Below are 15,211 nucleotides of genomic sequence, written 5' to 3' on the forward strand. Positions count from 1 at the left end.
CAGGCACGACAACGACGGTGTACAACCTGCGAGCATCCACTGGAGGGATCAGATGGCGACCGACTACGACGCCCCGCGCAAGACTGACGATGAGCTCAACGAGGACTCGATCGAGGAGCTGAAGGCACGACGCAACGACAAGGCCTCCGGCAGCGTCGACGTCGACGAGACCGAGCAGGCGGAGGGCTTCGAGCTGCCCGGTGCCGACCTGTCCAACGAGGAGCTCTCGGTCCACGTCCTGCCCAAGCAGCAGGACGAGTTCACCTGCTCCAAGTGCTTCCTGGTGCACCACCGCAGCCAGCTGGCCAAGGAGGTCGGCGGGCTACCGGTCTGCACCGAGTGCGCAGCCTGATCCGGCGGCGGGGGGATCGGGGGCCCGGCTCCTGGGGCTACCCTGGGTGTCCGTGAGCATCCCGACGACCCCGCAGACGCTGTCCGTCGCGCTGCAGCGGTTGGACCCCGACCTCCCGGTGCCGGCCCAGGCCCGCACCGGTGATGCCGGGGTCGACCTGCATGCGCGGCAGGACGTGCGGCTGGAGCCGGGGGAGCGGGCCCTGGTCCCGACGGGCGTGGCGCTCGCCATCCCTGAGGGGTATGCCGCGTTCGTGCACCCCCGTTCCGGGCTCGCCGCCCGGCACGGGATCACCGTCGTCAACGCACCCGGCACGGTCGACGCCGGCTACCGGGGCGAGATCCTCGTCAACCTGCTCAACACCGACGTTCGTGAGGCCGTGCAGCTGGCTCGGGGTGAGCGGATCGCCCAGCTGGTGGTCCAGCCCGTGGTGCGCCCGGTCTTCACCGAGGTCGCCGAGCTGCCCCCCTCCGAGCGCGGCAGCAGCGGCCATGGTTCGACTGGCTCCACCGGCGCCGCTGCATCCCCTCTGACCCATCCCTGACCACCCGAAGGACGACCCGACCGTGGCACTCTTTGGCCGACGCAAGAAGAAGGACCTCTTCGAGGAGGACCTGCTCTCCCTCGACGGCGAGGGCACCGACGCCCCGCGGCCCGAGCCGGCCGAGGGTGAGCCCGGCGTCGACCGCGACTGGGTGCGCGCCGAGGACGGGCCCTACGACCACGGCGAGTGGCCCGAGCTGGACGGCCGCCTGGATCTGGGTGCCCTGCGGGTGCCGATCGCGCGCGGGATGCAGATCCGCCTGGACCTGGAGCAGGGCACAGGCCGGCCGATCGGGGTCACGCTGACCTTCGGTGCCTCGCACGCCCAGCTGCAGGCCTTCGCCGCGCCGCGGTCGTTCGGGCTCTGGGACGAGCTGCGGCCGGAGATCGCGCGAGGTCTGGTGGACACCGGCGGTGCGGCCGAGGTCGTGCAGGGCGCCATGGGCAAGGAGCTCAAGGCCCGGATGCCGGGCCGGGCGCCCGACGGCCGGGTGTCGTTCCAGCCCGCCCGCTTCATCGGGGTCGACGGGCCGCGCTGGTTCCTGCGCGTCGTCGTCAACGGGCCGGCCGCCGGCGACGAGAAGCAGCTGCGCGCCATCCTGTCGGTGCTGCGCCGGACCGTCGTCGTCCGGGGTGACGAGCCGCGCCCGCCGCGCGAGGTGCTCACCCTGACGCCGCCGAAGGGTTTTGAGGAGGCGATGGCCAAGGAGGCGCAGGCGCGCCAGGCACGCCTGCAGCGCGAGCGTGAGGCCGAGGTGGCCAGGGTTGCGGCCAAGACCCAGGTGCTGCGCACCGGGGACGCCACGGGCGTCGCCGGCGTCGGGGTGGGTCAGGGAGCGGGGCAAGGCGCGGCTCAGGTCGCCCAGGGTGGCCAGGCGGCGCCCGCCGACCAGACGGCCGATCCCGCCTCGGCCCCGCAGGGGCAGCAGGAGCAGTCTCCGGTGCGGGACCTGCCCACGCCCGAACCCGAGCTCACCGATGCGCCCAAGGCGCCGACCAACCCCGACTTCCAGTGACACAGCAGGGACCGGGCGGCGGCGAACGGCCGGTCCCGTCGACGGATGGGGATCCTGGGGTCGACTCCAGCGTTGACGCAGAGGTGAACGCTCAGGCGAGCGCCGAGGTGGATGCCGAGGTCACCGTCGAGCAGGTCATCCGCAAGCGCATCAGCGACGCTCTGGGCGGCTGGTACGGCTCGCTCGAGACCGCCCTGCCGACGGTCGCCTTCGTGATCACCTGGCTGGTGGCCGAGGACGTGCGCACCGCACTGCTCGGGGCCGCCGCGCTGCTCACCGTGCTCGCGATCGTCCGGGGCCTGGTGGGCGGGTCCTGGCGCTTCCTCGGGTCGGCCGTCTTCGCGACCGCGCTGGCCGCGTTCTTCGCCCTGCGCTCGGGGCAGGCGCAGGACGCCTTCCTGCCGGGCATCATCACCAGCGCCGCCTACGGCGTCGCGGCCGTGGTGTCGATCTTGGCCCGCTGGCCCCTGCTGGGCTTCGTGGTCGCGCTGGGGGACCCGAAGTTCGCCGAGCAGCCCACCGCCTGGCGGCGGGACCGAGGGCTGGTGCGGGTCTGCTCGCGGCTGACCTGGGTGCTCGCGGCCCTCTTCGCGGTGCGGCTGGCCGTCATGCTCCCGCTCTACCTCGGGGGCGAGGTCGCCTGGCTCGGTGTCGGCAGGGTGGTGCTGGGCTGGCCCGCCTACCTGCTCGCGGTCGTCGTGATGGGCTGGCTTCTTGCCATCGGCCGCACCCCACAGACCGATGGCGGCGAGGACGACGTGACCGAGCGGATGGAGCAGGCGCATCAGGAGGGGACCGAGCCGTGAGCGAGGCGGCTGGCCTGGCGGTCGGTGACGAGGTCGAGGTCCCGGTCGGGCCGGTCGCGCACGGGGGGCACTGCGTGGCTCGCTACGGCCCCGACGGCCAGGTGGTCTTCGTGCGCCACGCCATACCGGGGGAGCGGGTGCGGGCCAGGGTGACCGAGGTCGGCCCGAAGGGGCGGTACGTGCGTGCGGACGCCGTCGCGGTGTTGGAGGCCTCAGCGGACCGGGTGGCCCGGCCGTGCCCGTTCTCCGGCCCGGGGCGGTGCGGCGGCTGTGACTGGCAGCACGTGTCGCTGGAGGCCCAGCGGCGCCTGAAGATGCAGGTTGTCGCCGAGCAGCTGGTGCGGCTGGGCGGTTTCACGCCCGAGGAGGTCCAGGCGCTGGGCGTGACCTGCGAGCCAGTGCCGGGGGACCAGGACGGTCTGCGCTGGCGGACCCGGGTGGAGTTCGCGGTGGCCCGGGACGGAGGGGATGGTGCGGGCAGCCCGGCCGCCGACGTCGTCGGTCTGCGGGTGCATCGCTCGCACGAGGTCGTCCCCATCGATGACTGCCTCATCGCCACCGAGGGGGTGCTGGGCACGGGCGCGCTCCGACAACCGCCACCGCCCAGCGTGGTGGCCCTGGACGCCGTCGACCCCTCGGTGAGCGAGGCTGCCCTGGTGCCGCTCGCGCTCATCCAGGAAGGCCGAGGTGGCCGGGGGAAGGCGGGAGGTCCGCAGCGTGGGCGTCGAGGTGCAGGATCCCGGGGCGCCCGCCTGGGTCTGCGCCCGCTGGGGAAGGTGCCAGAGGTCACCGAACGGGTGCGGACCCAGGCTGGCGGCTCGCACGACTTCACCCTGTCGGCGCGCGGGTTCTGGCAGGTGCATCCGGGAGCGGCGGCCACCTTCACCGAACAGGTGCTGACCTGGCTCGCACCCCGGGAGGGGGAGCGGGTCCTGGACCTCTACTCGGGCGTCGGCCTGTTCGCGGTCCCCCTGGCCCAGGCGGTCGGGCCGCGGGGTTCGGTCCTGGCGGTCGAGGCCGACAGGGGGGCCGCTGGTGCCGCATGCCGGCACCTCGCGGCATACCCCTGGGCAGGTGCCGTCGCCCGGCCCACCGCGCCGGCTCTTGCCGAGCTGGTGGCGCAGGGGGAGCGGGCTGACCTCGTCGTCCTGGACCCGCCGCGCACGGGCGCGGGGCGGGAGGTCATGGAGGCGATCGCCGATCTCCGGCCGCGGGCGGTCGTGTATGTCGCGTGCGACCCCGCCGCACTGGCCCGTGACCTGGCCACCGCGCGCGAGCTGGGTCTGGAACTGGGCGGGCTCCGGGTGCTGGATGCGTTCCCGATGACCCAGCACATGGAGTGCCTGGCCCTGCTCGTCTGACCCTCCTGACCCGCGACGGGCTCGGCCCCTCGCGACGGGCTCGGCCCCTCGCGAGCTGTGTCGGCGGGCCAGACGCGACCGCGCGCGGGATGACAGGATGGAGGTGACCGGTCCCCCGGGTTTGATCCTGGTGGCCCAGACCAGATATCTTGATGTCAAGATAAATAGTCAGCGAGCGAAGGAGCGGAACGTTGAGCACGAACCCGGACAGCTTCGGTGCCAGGGGCACTCTGGAGGTCGGAGAAGCCAGCTACGGCATCTACCGCATCGGCGGGCTGGAGGGGGCCCAGTCGCTGCCGTACTCGCTCAAGGTGCTGCTGGAGAACCTGCTGCGCACCGAGGACGGCAAGAACATCACCGCCGACCACATCAACTCCCTGGTCAACTGGGACGAGAACGCGCAGCCGGACACCGAGATTCAGTTCACCCCCGCCCGCGTCATCATGCAGGACTTCACCGGCGTGCCCTGCATCGTCGACCTGGCCACGATGCGCGAGGCGATGGGTGACCTCGGCGGCGACCCCGCCAAGATCAACCCGCTGGCGCCCGCCGAGCTGGTCATCGACCACTCGGTGATCATCGACGTCTTCGGCCGGGCCGACGCCTTTGAGCGCAACGTGGAGGTCGAGTACGAGCGCAACGGCGAGCGCTACCAGTTCCTGCGCTGGGGCCAGACCGCCTTCGAGGACTTCAAGGTCGTGCCCCCGGGCACCGGCATCGTCCACCAGGTCAACATCGAGCACCTGGCCAAGGTCACCATGACCCGCGAGGTGGAGGGGGAGCTGCTCGCCTACCCCGACACCTGTGTCGGCACCGACTCGCACACCACGATGGTCAACGGCCTGGGCGTGCTCGGGTGGGGCGTCGGCGGCATCGAGGCCGAGGCGGCCATGCTGGGCCAGCCCGTCTCGATGCTCATCCCGCGCGTCGTCGGCTTCAAGCTGAGCGGCTCGGTGCCGGCCGGGGCGACCGCGACGGACGTCGTGCTCACCATCACCGAGATGCTCCGCGATCACGGGGTCGTGGGCAAGTTCGTGGAGTTCTACGGCGACGGTGTCTCCCAGGTGCCGCTGGCCAACCGGGCCACCATCGGCAATATGAGCCCCGAGTTCGGCTCGACCGCCGCGATGTTCCCGATCGACGAGGTGACCCTGGAGTACCTGCGCCTCACCGGTCGCTCGGACGAGCAGGTCGCTCTGGTCGAGGCCTACGCCAAGGAGCAGGGGATGTGGCTGGAGCCCTCCGGCAATGTCGAGGCGCGCTTCAGCGAGTACCTCGAGCTCGACCTGTCCACGGTGGTCCCGTCGATCGCCGGCCCGAAGCGCCCGCAGGACCGGATCGCGCTCACCAACGCCAAGAAGCAGTTCCACGCCGACCTGAAGAACTACGTCGTCAACGGCAACCACATCGAGAAGAGCTCGGTCGACCGGGAGCTCGCCGACACCTTCCCGGCCTCCGACGCCCCGTCCCACGACGCGAACGAGCAGTCCGAGGCGGCTGGCCGGCCGGAGCACTCCACCCTGCTCAACGGCGACCGGGCTACCCACCCGACCCCCGCCACCATCGACGGGGAGCAGGTCGAGATCGACCACGGCCACGTGTCGATCGCCTCGATCACCTCGTGCACCAACACCTCCAACCCCTCGGTGATGATGGCGGCGGCGATGCTGGCCAAGAACGCCCTCGAGAAGGGGCTGAGCGTGCCGCCGTGGGTCAAGACCTCGATGGCCCCCGGCTCTAAGGTGGTCACCGGCTACTTCGAGAAGGCCGGGATGTGGCCCTACCTGGAGGGGCTGGGCTTCCACCTGGTCGGCTACGGCTGCACGACCTGCATCGGCAACTCGGGTCCGATCATCGAGGAGGTCTCCGAGGCGGTCAACGACAACGACCTGGCCGTGGTCTCCGTCCTCTCCGGCAACCGCAACTTCGAGGGCCGGATCAACCCCGACGTCAAGATGAACTACCTGGCCTCCCCGCCGCTGGTCATCGCCTACGCACTGGCCGGCACCATGGACTTCGACTTCGACGCCGAGCCGCTGGGGCAGGACAAGGACGGCAACGACGTCTACCTCAAGGACATCTGGCCGGCTCCCGAGGACGTGGAGCGCACCATCGCCTCCTCGATCAGCCGCGAGATGTTCACCGAAGACTACGCCGACGTCTTCGCCGGCGACGACCGGTGGCGCTCGCTGCCCACCCCCGAGGGCGACACCTTCGAGTGGGTCGAGGAGTCCACCTACGTGCGCAAGCCCCCGTACTTCGAGGGCATGCAGGCGCAGCCGGAGCCGGTCGCCGACATCGAGGGCGCTCGGGTGCTGGCCAAGCTGGGCGACTCGGTCACCACCGACCACATCAGCCCGGCTGGCTCGATCAAGGCCGACAGCCCCGCGGGCCGCTACCTGTCCGAGCACGGCATCGAGCGCAAGGACTTCAACTCCTACGGCTCGCGCCGCGGCAACCACGAGGTGATGATCCGCGGCACCTTCGCCAACATCCGCCTGAGGAACCAGCTGCTGGACGGCGTCGAGGGCGGCTTCACCCGCGACTTCACCAAGGACGACGCCCCGCAGACGACCATCTTCGAGGCCTCCCAGGCGTATGCCGAGGCCGGCGTCCCCCTGGTCGTGCTGGCGGGCAAGGAGTACGGCTCCGGGTCCTCGCGCGACTGGGCTGCCAAGGGCACGCGCCTCCTCGGCGTCAAGGCAGTCATCGCGGAGTCCTACGAGCGGATCCACCGCTCCAACCTGATCGGGATGGGTGTGCTGCCCCTGCAGTACCCCGAAGGCGAGACTGCCGACTCCCTCGGCCTGGAGGGCACGGAGACCTTCGCCATCACCGGCGTGACCGAGCTCAACGAGGGTCGCATCCCCAAGACGGTCAAGGTGACGGCCACCAAGGAGAGTGGCGAGACGGTCGAGTTTGACGCCATCGTGCGCATCGACACCCCCGGCGAGGCCGACTACTACCGCAACGACGGCATCCTGCAGTACGTCCTGCGCTCCCTCGTCGACGCCTGACGAGACATCACCCGGGCTACCAGCCCGGGGAACCTGCGGCGCCCGTCGGACCACGTCCGGCGGGCGCCGTCGGGCATCCTGGGGGAAGACGGCACGGAATACTGCGGCGCCGATGTGCGCTCTCCATGTGACACGTCATCTATACGGGAGGCCCGACATGACCCAGACCACCCCGCGGCGAGACCGCCTCGCCGCCGACACCGCCATGGGCCCGGTGACGCTCGACGTGGCGGACCTGGAGGGCATGACCGCCTACTACCGCGACGCGGTGACCCTGCAGGTGATCTCGGAGGACGGCCCCGTCGCCACGTTGGGCCGCGGCGCCACCCCGATCATCGTGCTGCGCCACAGCCCTGAGCTGAAGCGTGCGGCCCCCGGCTCCGCCGGGCTGTTCCACACCGCGATCCTCTTCCCCACCCAGGCCGCCCTGGCCGCTACCCTGGCCTCGATGGCCCGGGCCGGCGCCCGCTACGTCGGCAGCGCCGACCACCTGGTGAGCAAGGCGTTCTACTTCGAGGACCCCGAAGGCAACGGGATCGAGCTGTACTGGGACCGTGACCGCACCGAGTGGAGCTGGGTGCACGGGCAGGTCGAGATGGACAGCACACTCCTCGACGCGAGCGCTTTCCTGCAGGAGCACCTGACCGAGGAGGGGCAGCAGGCCCCGGACACCGGGGACGCCGTAGTCGGGCACGTCCATCTCTCGGTGGGCGACATCGACACCGCCCGTGAGTTCTACGTCGACCGGCTCGGGTTCGACACCACCAACGCCTGGCGCGGCCAGGCCCTGTTCGTCAGCGCCGGCGGCTACCACCATCACATGGCGATGAACGTCTGGAACAGCCGCGGTGCCGGGCCCCGGTTCCCCTCCCTGGGCCTGGGGCAGGTCGACATCGTCGTGCCCACCCCCGAGGACGTCGGTGAGCTCACCGAGCGGATGACCCACTTCGGGGTCCAGTCCGCCGACGACGGTCGCACCGTCACCCTGCGCGACCCGTGGGCGAACACGATCCGGGTCGAAGCGCTGGGCGGACGCTGAACACGATGACCGACTACGGCCACGAGATCCGCCTGGGCATCTTCCCCACCCCCGACGCCGCCGACCCGCAACGGGCCGTGACCCTGGCGGTTGCGGCCGACACCTCGGGCATCGACCTGGTCAGCGTCCAGGACCACCCCTACGCCAAGGACCAGCTGGACTCCTGGACCCTGCTGTCCTGGATCGCCGCCCGGACCACCAGCGTGCGGGTGGCCCAGAACGTCGCCAACCTCCCGCTGCGCGCCCCGGTGGTGCTGGCCAACTCGGTGGCCACCCTCGACCTGCTCTCCGGCGGTCGGGCCGAGCTCGGCCTGGGCACGGGAGGGTTCTGGGACGCGATCGTGGCGGCCGGCGGTCCGCGGCGCAGCCCCGGTGAGGCGGTCGATGCGCTGATCGAGGCGATCGACGTGGTCCGCCAGGTCTGGCGGGGCGAGGGCTCGGTGCGGGTGGAGGGCGAGCACTACCGGGTCAAGGGCCTGCACTCAGGTCCGGCCCCCGGCGGCAGGCCCGCGATCTGGATCGGCGCCTACGGCCCGCGTATGCAGCGCGTCACCGGCCGCCTGGGCGACGGCTGGCTGCCCAGCATGGGCTACCTGGCCCCGGACAAGCTGCCGGAGGCCAACGCCCGCATCGACGAGGCCGCGGCCGCGGCGGGGCGTGCCCCCCAGGACGTCATCCGCCTCTACAACGTGCACGGCCGCTTTGGTGGGAGCACGGCCGGAGCCGGTGGTCAGGCAGGCCTGCGCGGCAGCGCGACCGACTGGGCCGAGCAGCTGGCCGAGCTGGCCCTGGGGCAGGGCATGTCCACCTTTATCCTGGCCACCGACGACGTGCGCACGGTGCAGGTCTTCGGCCAGGAGGTCGGGCCCGCTCTTCGGGACCTTGTGCAGGCCGAGCGGTCCGGCCGCGCTGGGGGTGACTTGGCGGCGGCCAACGACCAGGCGCCGGAGTCGGTCGAGGTGACCACCGCTCCCGGTGCGCCCGGCAACCCGGGCGCCGGGGTGACGAGGGCGCAGTTGCCGCAGGGCATCATCCCCACCCCGGACGACGGCACCCGCCTGACCGGTGAGCTGGACTGGGACGAGCCCTCCCGGCCCAGCGTCGGCGCGCCCGCCGGCGCGCCGACGGCATACACGCCCGCGCAGCTGGCGGCACCGCAGCACCTCATCGACATCCACGACCACCTGCGCGAGGAGCTGTCCCGGGTGCGGGAGGTCGTGGACCAGGTGCGCGAGGGGCACCTGCAGGTCGGGCAGGCGCGCTCGATCATCAACACGATGACGATGCGGCAGAACACCTGGACCCTCGGCGCCTTCTGCCAGTCCTACTGCCGGATCGTCACCGGGCATCACACCTTGGAGGACCGCTCGGTCTTCCCGCACCTGCGCAGGGCCGAGCCGGGCGTCGCTACGGTCCTGGACCGGCTCGAGGAGGAGCACGAGGTCATCGCCGACGTGCTGGACCGGCTGGACCGGGCGCTGGTCGCGCTCGTCGACGAGGAGGGGTATGGCGGGCAGGGCCGACAGGCGCTGGACGAGCTGTCCCACAGCGTCGACCTACTGACCGACACCCTGCTCTCCCACCTGTCCTACGAGGAGCGCGAGCTGTCCGGACCGCTGGCCCGGCACGGGTTCTCCTAGTCGCCTACCCATGTGTTCGCTGGTCGTCCTAGCTCGTCCAGGTCACCTGCAGGCCATCCTTGGCGCCGAAGCGCTCCAGGTGCGAGCCGACGACCTGCGCCATCCGGTCGGCGCCTTCCTCGCTGGTGGCCTCGACGTGCAGGCCGAGCGTGTCGGCCGCGGTAGTGTCCATCAGGCAGGTCGCCTCCAGACCCTCAAAGCTCATGGTCAGGTGTGGCCCACGGTCGGTCTCGGTCAGGGTCATCTTGCGACCCAGGTGCGAGCCGAGCTGCTTGGCGTAGCGGGCAGGGGCCTCGGTGGCGACGTGGGCGGTGCGGCTCTGCATGGTGCTGCTCATCGGGTAGATCCTCTGGTCAGGGTGGGGGCGAACGGATGGGTGGTCGTGAAGCTGTCGTCGACGTCGGGCGGTTCGGTGGTCAGGGGCTGACCGGACGCGAGCGGTTGGCCGGGGGCAAGGGGCACCACGGGCAGGCCCTCCACCTCTGTGGCCTCGGGGGCCCGGTCGCGGTCGCGGACCGGCGCGCCGGGGGTCCAGAAGACGCCCAGCAGCATGCCGTGCAGGTCCTGCACGACGATGTCCATGTCGAAGACCTCGCGCAGCACCTCGCGCTGCATGATCTGGGCGGGGGTGCCGATGCTGACCACCAAGCCGTCGCGCATGGCCACGATGTGGTCGGCGAAGGCGGAGGCGAAGTTGATGTCGTGCAGCACCACCACGACCGTCTTGCCCAGGTCGTCGGCAGCGCGGCGCAGCAGCTTCATGGTGTGCGCGGCGTGTTTCATGTCCAGGTTGTTCAGCGGCTCGTCCAGCAGCACGTAGTCGGTGTCCTGGGCCAGCACCATCGCCACATAGGCCCGCTGGCGCTGCCCGCCGGACACCTCGTCCAGGTAGCGACCCTGCAGGTCCTGCAGGTCGAGGAACTCGATCGAGCGGTCGATGATCTCCTCGTCGGCCTGGGTCAGCCGGCCCCGCGTGTACGGGAAGCGGCCGAAGCCGACGAGCTGCCGGATGGTGAGGCGGGTGATGAAGTGGTTCTCCTGGCGCAGGATCGACAGAATCTTGGCCAGGTCCTTGGACGCGGTGCGGGTGATGTCGTAGCCGGCGACCTCGATGACACCGTCGTCCAGGCCCTGCAGCCGGCCGATCATCGTCAGCAGGGTCGACTTGCCGGCCCCGTTGGGGCCGATCAGGGCGGTGATGCCGCCCGCGGGGATCTGCAGGTCGACCGGGCCGATGCGGACCTCACTGCTGTAGTCCTTGCGGACTGTGGTCAGGTTGATCACAGGCGTCCCTTTCTCAGGATGACGTACAGAAAGACCGATCCGCCCACGAGCTCGATGATGATCGAGACGACTCCCTGGGCGTAGAAGATGTTGCGCATGATGAAGTAGGCGCCGGCCAGCACGACGAAGCCGGTGAGCGCGGCGACCGGGAAGATCCGGCGGTGGTCGTAGGTGTCGGCGAACTGGTAGGACAAGGTGGCGACCAGGAAGCCCAGGAAGGTCATCGGGCCGACCAGGGCGGTGGAGACCGCCATGAGGATGGAGATCAGGAAGAGCACCCGCATGGTCTCGTAGCGGTGGTTCAGACCCAGGTTGAGCGTGGTCTCCTTGCCCAGCGCGAGCACGTTGAGCCGCGGCGAGCTCCAGAAGAGCAGACCGGCCGCGACGGCGACCAGAGGGATCGCCACCGGGAAGTAGCTGGGGTCGGCGTTGCTCACCGAGCCGAACAGGCGGGCGGTGAGGATGTCGAACTCGCTGGGGGAGAGCAGGCGCTGCATGAACGTGGAGACCGACCCCAGCCCGCCCCCGATGATGATCCCGACCAGCAGCATGACGTGGATATTGCCGCGCTTGCCCGAGAGCAGCCAGCCGTAGAGCGCCAGGGCCAGGGCGACCATGATGGCGACCAGCAGCACGAACTGCCGGACCCCGGTGAAGTACATGATTCCCGCCGCGCCCAGCACGAAGACGGCGCTGGTCTGGACCGCGACGTACAGCGACTCGAAGCCCATGATCGAGGGGGTCAGGATGCGGTTGTTGGTCACCGTCTGGAAGCTCACCGTCGCCACCGCGTGGCAGATGGCGACGATGGCCATCACCACGACGTTGGTGACCCGCATGTCCACGATGAGCCAGAAGCCACGCGAGCCGTAGGGCATGGGGTTGTCCCAGACGAGCAGGCCGATCCCGAAGAACAGGGCAAGGAAGATCAGGATCCCCAGCACGATCCGGTAGCGCAGGCGGGAGGCCTGGGTCGGCATCGGGCCAGAGCAGGGTCGCTCGCGCTCGACCTCGGCCAGGGGGGAGGTGATCGGCTCAGCCACGGCGGCCCTGCCGCACGATGAGAGTGATGAAGACGACGGCCCCGACGATGCCCAGGATGAGGGAGACCGGCACCTCGAAGGGCGCGATGATGGTCCGGCCGATGAGGTCGCAGACCGTGACGAGCGCGATGCCCAGCAGGCAGACCCATGGCAGGTTGCTGCGCAGGTCGTCCCCGCGGATCATCGAGACGACGTTGGGCACGATGAGGCCGAGGAAGGGCAGGTTGCCCACGACGACGGTGACCACGCCGGTGGCGACCGCGATGAGCATGGTGCCGATGAGCACCATCCGGTTGTAGTTGACCCCCACGTTGGTGGCGATGTCCTCGCCCAGGCCAGCCACGGTGAGCCGGTCGGCCATGATGAAGACGCCGATCACGACCACGACCACGACCCAGAGCACCTCGTACTGTCCCCGCAGCACCGAGGTGAAGCTGCCGGCGAACCAGATGCCCAGGCTCTGCAACATGTCCGTCTGCAGGGCGATGAAGGTGGAGACGGAGCCGACGACGGCGCCGAGCATGATGCCGACGATCGGGACGATGAGTGAGGTGCGCAGCGAGACCCGGCGCAGGAAGAGAAAGAAGATCATCGTGCCGATGAAGGCCGCCACAACAGCGCCGGCCATCCTGGTCAGGATGCTCGCGGTGGGCAGCAGGATCATCACGATCAGCAGGCCCAGCCCGGCCCACTCGGTCGTCCCGGTCGTGGTGGGCTCGACGAAACGGTTCTGGGTGAGCAGCTGCATGACCAGTCCGCACATCGCCATCGCGGCCCCCGCCAGCACCAGCGCGATCGTGCGCGGCACCCGGGTGATGGCGAACATCTGCCGGCCATCCTCGCTGCCGAAGATGTCGTAGACGCCGGTGAACAGGGACAGGGCGAGCAGCGCGGCCACCCCGAGGATGCCCAGCAGCAGCTTGGCGTCCAGCAGAGGTCCCTTGGTAGAGCGCCCCTGGGTGGGGCGCTGCGGCGTTGCGGTGCTCGTGGTCACAAAAGGCCTTGGTCGTAGGAGATGACGGACGTTCGGCGGCGCGGCGCCCGGTCCATGGGACGGGCACCGCGCCGGACCGGCTCAGCCCGCGTTCTCGAAGGCGTCGGCCAGCGAGTTCAGAAACTCGGTGTAGGTCTGGATGCCTTCGCTGGTGTAGGCGTCGTTGGGCATGTAGACGATACGGCCCTCCTTGACGGCGGCCACGTTGGCCAGGGCCTCGCTGTCCTCCAGGACCTGGGCAGCGGGGGAGTAGTTCGGGTCGTCGGCCGCGACGGCGGCGTCCCGGTCCATGACCAGGATCCAGTCCGGGTTGGAGGAGGCGATCGCCTCCACGGAGATGTCATCGCCCTGGTGGTCCTCGCTGCCGTCGGTCTCCAGCGCCGGCGTGAGGTCGAAGAGGTCGAAGATCGGACCCAGGGTGCGGCCGTTGCCGGGGGTGACGTAGCCGATCTCACCACCGGAGGTGATGACGGCCATCACCGTCTCGGACGGGTCGTAGGCGGCCTTGACCCGCTCCACAGCCGCGTCCAGGTCGGCGTTCAGCGCCTCGGCCTGCGTCTCCTTGCCGAAGATGGTGCCCAGCACGGTGATCTGACGCTTGAGCTCGGCATCCAGCGGCTCGCCCTCACGGGGGTCCAGGTCGAGCACGACCGCCTCGGGGGCCAGGCGCTCGAAGTCGCTGCGGTAGTCGGCGAACCGCTGGCCGTTGACGATCAGGTCCGGGTCGGCCGCGACGACCGCCTCGAGATCGGGCTCACGGTGGTTGCCGAGGTCAATGACCGAGGAGTCCTGCGTGTAGGACAGGCCGGCCGGCATCAGCGCGACCGCGGCGGCGGTCAGCTCAATGCCCCAGGCGTCCAGGGTCTCAAAGGTCCGGTTGTCGGTCGCGACCACGGACTGCGGCGGCAGCGCGATGGTGTGGCTGCCATTGTTGTCCTCGATCTCCACCGAGGTGGCCTCGGATCCGCCCTCCTCGGCGGTGCCTGAGCCGCCAGCGGCGGGGGTCTCCTGGGAGTCTGCCGCGCTGTCGGTTCCGCAGGCGGTCAGGACGAGGGCAGAGGCCGCAAGGGTTGCGATCATCGCGACGCGCGGGCGGCTGACGGTCTTGGTCATCGAGGGTCCTCAAAAGTGTGTGGAGCGGTTAGGTAAGGCGACCCTAACCTGAGGCCCGGAATAAACCAAAGGTCAGCCTAACCTAAATGGCTGTGACCTTGCTCACCCGTGGTGGCAGTGGTCAGCTCATGTCCTCCCGCCAGCGCCGCTCCACCGGCTTGCCCTCCCGGGCCGCCACCTCTGCGGCATGGTCGGGCACCTCGAGCAGCAGGGATCGGTCGGTGCGCTGGTAGCCGGTCGAGGCGGGGCGCTCGGGCATCGTCAGGGGCACCTGTTCGACCTCCGCGTAGGAGATCGAGGACAGCAGGTGGGCCATCAGGTTGATGCGGGCCGAGCGCTTGTCATCGGACTCCACGACGTGCCACCGCGCCGGCTCGACGTCCGTGTGGACGAACATCTCGTCCTTGGCCCGGCTGTAGTCCTCCCAACGGGTCAGGCTCTCCAGGTCGGTCTGCGACAGCTTCCACCGGCGCATCGGGTCCTCCAGCCGGGACTGGAAGCGGCGCACCTGCTCGTCGTCGCTGACCGAGAACCAGTACTTGCGCAGGATGATGCCGTCCTCGATGAGCATCCGCTCGAAGATCGGGCACTGTCGCAGGAACCGGCGATGCTCCTCCGGGGTGCAGTAACCCATGACCCGCTCGACACCGGCCCGGTTGTACCAGGAGCGGTCGAAGAGCCGGATCTCGCCTGCGGCCGGCAGCTGCTCGACGTAGCGCTGGAAGTACCACTGGGTCTTCTGTCGCTCGGTGGGGGTTGGCAGCGCGACGATCTGGGCGACCCGGGGGGAGAGGTACTCGGTCACCCGCTTGATCGCCCCACCCTTGCCGGCGGCGTCGCGGCCCTCGAAGACGACAACGACACGCTGGCCGCGCTCGCGGACCCACTCCTGCATCTGCACTAGCTCCTGCTGCAGGCGCAGCAGCTCCGACTCGTAGATCTTGCGGTTGAGCTTGGGGACCTTACTCTCGGACTTGGGCGTCATTCACCCATGGTGCCACCA

General features: G+C 70.1%; 13 protein-coding genes and 1 pseudogene. 8 read left to right on the forward strand and 6 right to left on the reverse strand.

Features of this window, described 5'->3' with window-relative positions:
- Nucleotides 1–52: 52 nt before the first annotated feature.
- The 8 genes from FY030_RS06030 (at nt 53) to FY030_RS06065 (ending at nt 9,774) form a co-directional block, all read left to right on the forward strand.
- Complete coding sequence (locus tag FY030_RS06030; protein ID WP_158060719.1) at nt 53–352, forward strand: DUF4193 domain-containing protein; 300 nt, start codon at nt 53–55, stop codon at nt 350–352.
- Between the two features lie 52 nt (nt 353–404).
- Nucleotides 405–896: a dUTP diphosphatase gene (dut, locus tag FY030_RS06035; protein ID WP_158060720.1), complete on the forward strand. Its 492-nt coding sequence runs from the start codon at nt 405–407 to the stop codon at nt 894–896.
- Nucleotides 897–918: 22 nt separating this feature from the next.
- Complete coding sequence (locus tag FY030_RS06040; RefSeq protein ID WP_192498744.1) at nt 919–1,911, forward strand: DUF3710 domain-containing protein; 993 nt, start codon at nt 919–921, stop codon at nt 1,909–1,911.
- Between the two features lie 83 nt (nt 1,912–1,994).
- Entirely contained in the window at nt 1,995–2,717 is a 723-nt protein-coding gene (locus FY030_RS06045) for a DUF3159 domain-containing protein (RefSeq protein WP_158060722.1), read from the forward strand.
- A complete protein-coding gene (locus FY030_RS06050) occupies nt 2,714–4,078 on the forward strand; it encodes a class I SAM-dependent RNA methyltransferase (RefSeq protein WP_158060723.1) in 1,365 nt (454 codons plus the stop codon). The genes FY030_RS06045 and FY030_RS06050 overlap by 4 nt, the downstream gene beginning before the upstream one ends.
- Before the next feature lie 191 nt (nt 4,079–4,269).
- On the forward strand, nt 4,270–7,095 hold the full coding sequence (locus tag FY030_RS06055) for an aconitate hydratase (RefSeq protein ID WP_158060724.1): 2,826 nt from the start codon (nt 4,270–4,272) through the stop codon (nt 7,093–7,095).
- Between the two features lie 157 nt (nt 7,096–7,252).
- Nucleotides 7,253–8,134 (forward strand): VOC family protein, encoded by an 882-nt coding sequence (locus tag FY030_RS06060; protein WP_238348580.1) that lies wholly within the window; start codon nt 7,253–7,255, stop codon nt 8,132–8,134.
- Nucleotides 8,135–8,139: 5 nt separating this feature from the next.
- Nucleotides 8,140–9,774, forward strand: coding sequence for an LLM class flavin-dependent oxidoreductase (locus tag FY030_RS06065; protein ID WP_158060725.1), 1,635 nt, complete (start codon nt 8,140–8,142; stop codon nt 9,772–9,774).
- Nucleotides 9,775–9,802: 28 nt separating this feature from the next.
- On the opposite strand, the gene FY030_RS06070 is transcribed toward FY030_RS06065, so the two are convergent.
- The 6 genes and pseudogenes from FY030_RS06070 to ppk2 form a co-directional block, all read right to left on the reverse strand.
- Nucleotides 9,803–10,111, reverse strand: a complete 309-nt coding sequence (locus FY030_RS06070; RefSeq protein WP_202879773.1) for a DUF2218 domain-containing protein — start codon at nt 10,109–10,111, stop codon at nt 9,803–9,805.
- A 194-nt stretch (nt 10,112–10,305) separates the two neighbouring features.
- Nucleotides 10,306–11,058, reverse strand: a pseudogene (locus FY030_RS06075) (iron ABC transporter ATP-binding protein); the annotation flags it as partial.
- Entirely contained in the window at nt 11,055–12,038 is a 984-nt protein-coding gene (locus FY030_RS06080) for an iron chelate uptake ABC transporter family permease subunit (RefSeq protein WP_158062674.1), read from the reverse strand. The pseudogene FY030_RS06075 and the gene FY030_RS06080, both read right to left, overlap by 4 nt.
- A 55-nt stretch (nt 12,039–12,093) precedes the next feature.
- On the reverse strand, nt 12,094–13,095 hold the full coding sequence (locus FY030_RS06085; protein ID WP_158060727.1) for an ABC transporter permease: 1,002 nt from the start codon (nt 13,093–13,095) through the stop codon (nt 12,094–12,096).
- Between the two features lie 81 nt (nt 13,096–13,176).
- A complete protein-coding gene (locus FY030_RS06090) occupies nt 13,177–14,208 on the reverse strand; it encodes a siderophore ABC transporter substrate-binding protein (protein WP_238348581.1) in 1,032 nt (343 codons plus the stop codon).
- A 121-nt stretch (nt 14,209–14,329) separates the two neighbouring features.
- Nucleotides 14,330–15,193, reverse strand: coding sequence for a polyphosphate kinase 2 (gene ppk2, locus FY030_RS06095; protein ID WP_158060728.1), 864 nt, complete (start codon nt 15,191–15,193; stop codon nt 14,330–14,332).
- Nucleotides 15,194–15,211 lie beyond the last annotated feature (18 nt).

Origin of the sequence: Ornithinimicrobium pratense, assembly GCF_008843165.1 — a bacterium.
In the GTDB taxonomy this organism is placed as follows: Bacteria; Actinomycetota; Actinomycetes; order Actinomycetales; family Dermatophilaceae; genus Ornithinicoccus; species Ornithinicoccus pratensis.

Coding starts and splice junctions, on each gene's coding strand:
- FY030_RS06030 (WP_158060719.1), top strand. CDS start 53: ATGGCGACCGACTACGACGCCCCGCGCAAGACTGACGATGAGCTCAAC.
- FY030_RS06060 (WP_238348580.1), top strand. CDS start 7,253: ATGACCCAGACCACCCCGCGGCGAGACCGCCTCGCCGCCGACACCGCC.
- FY030_RS06090 (WP_238348581.1), bottom strand. CDS start 14,208: ATGACCAAGACCGTCAGCCGCCCGCGCGTCGCGATGATCGCAACCCTT.
- ppk2 (WP_158060728.1), bottom strand. CDS start 15,193: ATGACGCCCAAGTCCGAGAGTAAGGTCCCCAAGCTCAACCGCAAGATC.
- FY030_RS06070 (WP_202879773.1), bottom strand. CDS start 10,111: ATGAGCAGCACCATGCAGAGCCGCACCGCCCACGTCGCCACCGAGGCC.
- FY030_RS06080 (WP_158062674.1), bottom strand. CDS start 12,038: ATGCCGACCCAGGCCTCCCGCCTGCGCTACCGGATCGTGCTGGGGATC.
- FY030_RS06065 (WP_158060725.1), top strand. CDS start 8,140: ATGACCGACTACGGCCACGAGATCCGCCTGGGCATCTTCCCCACCCCC.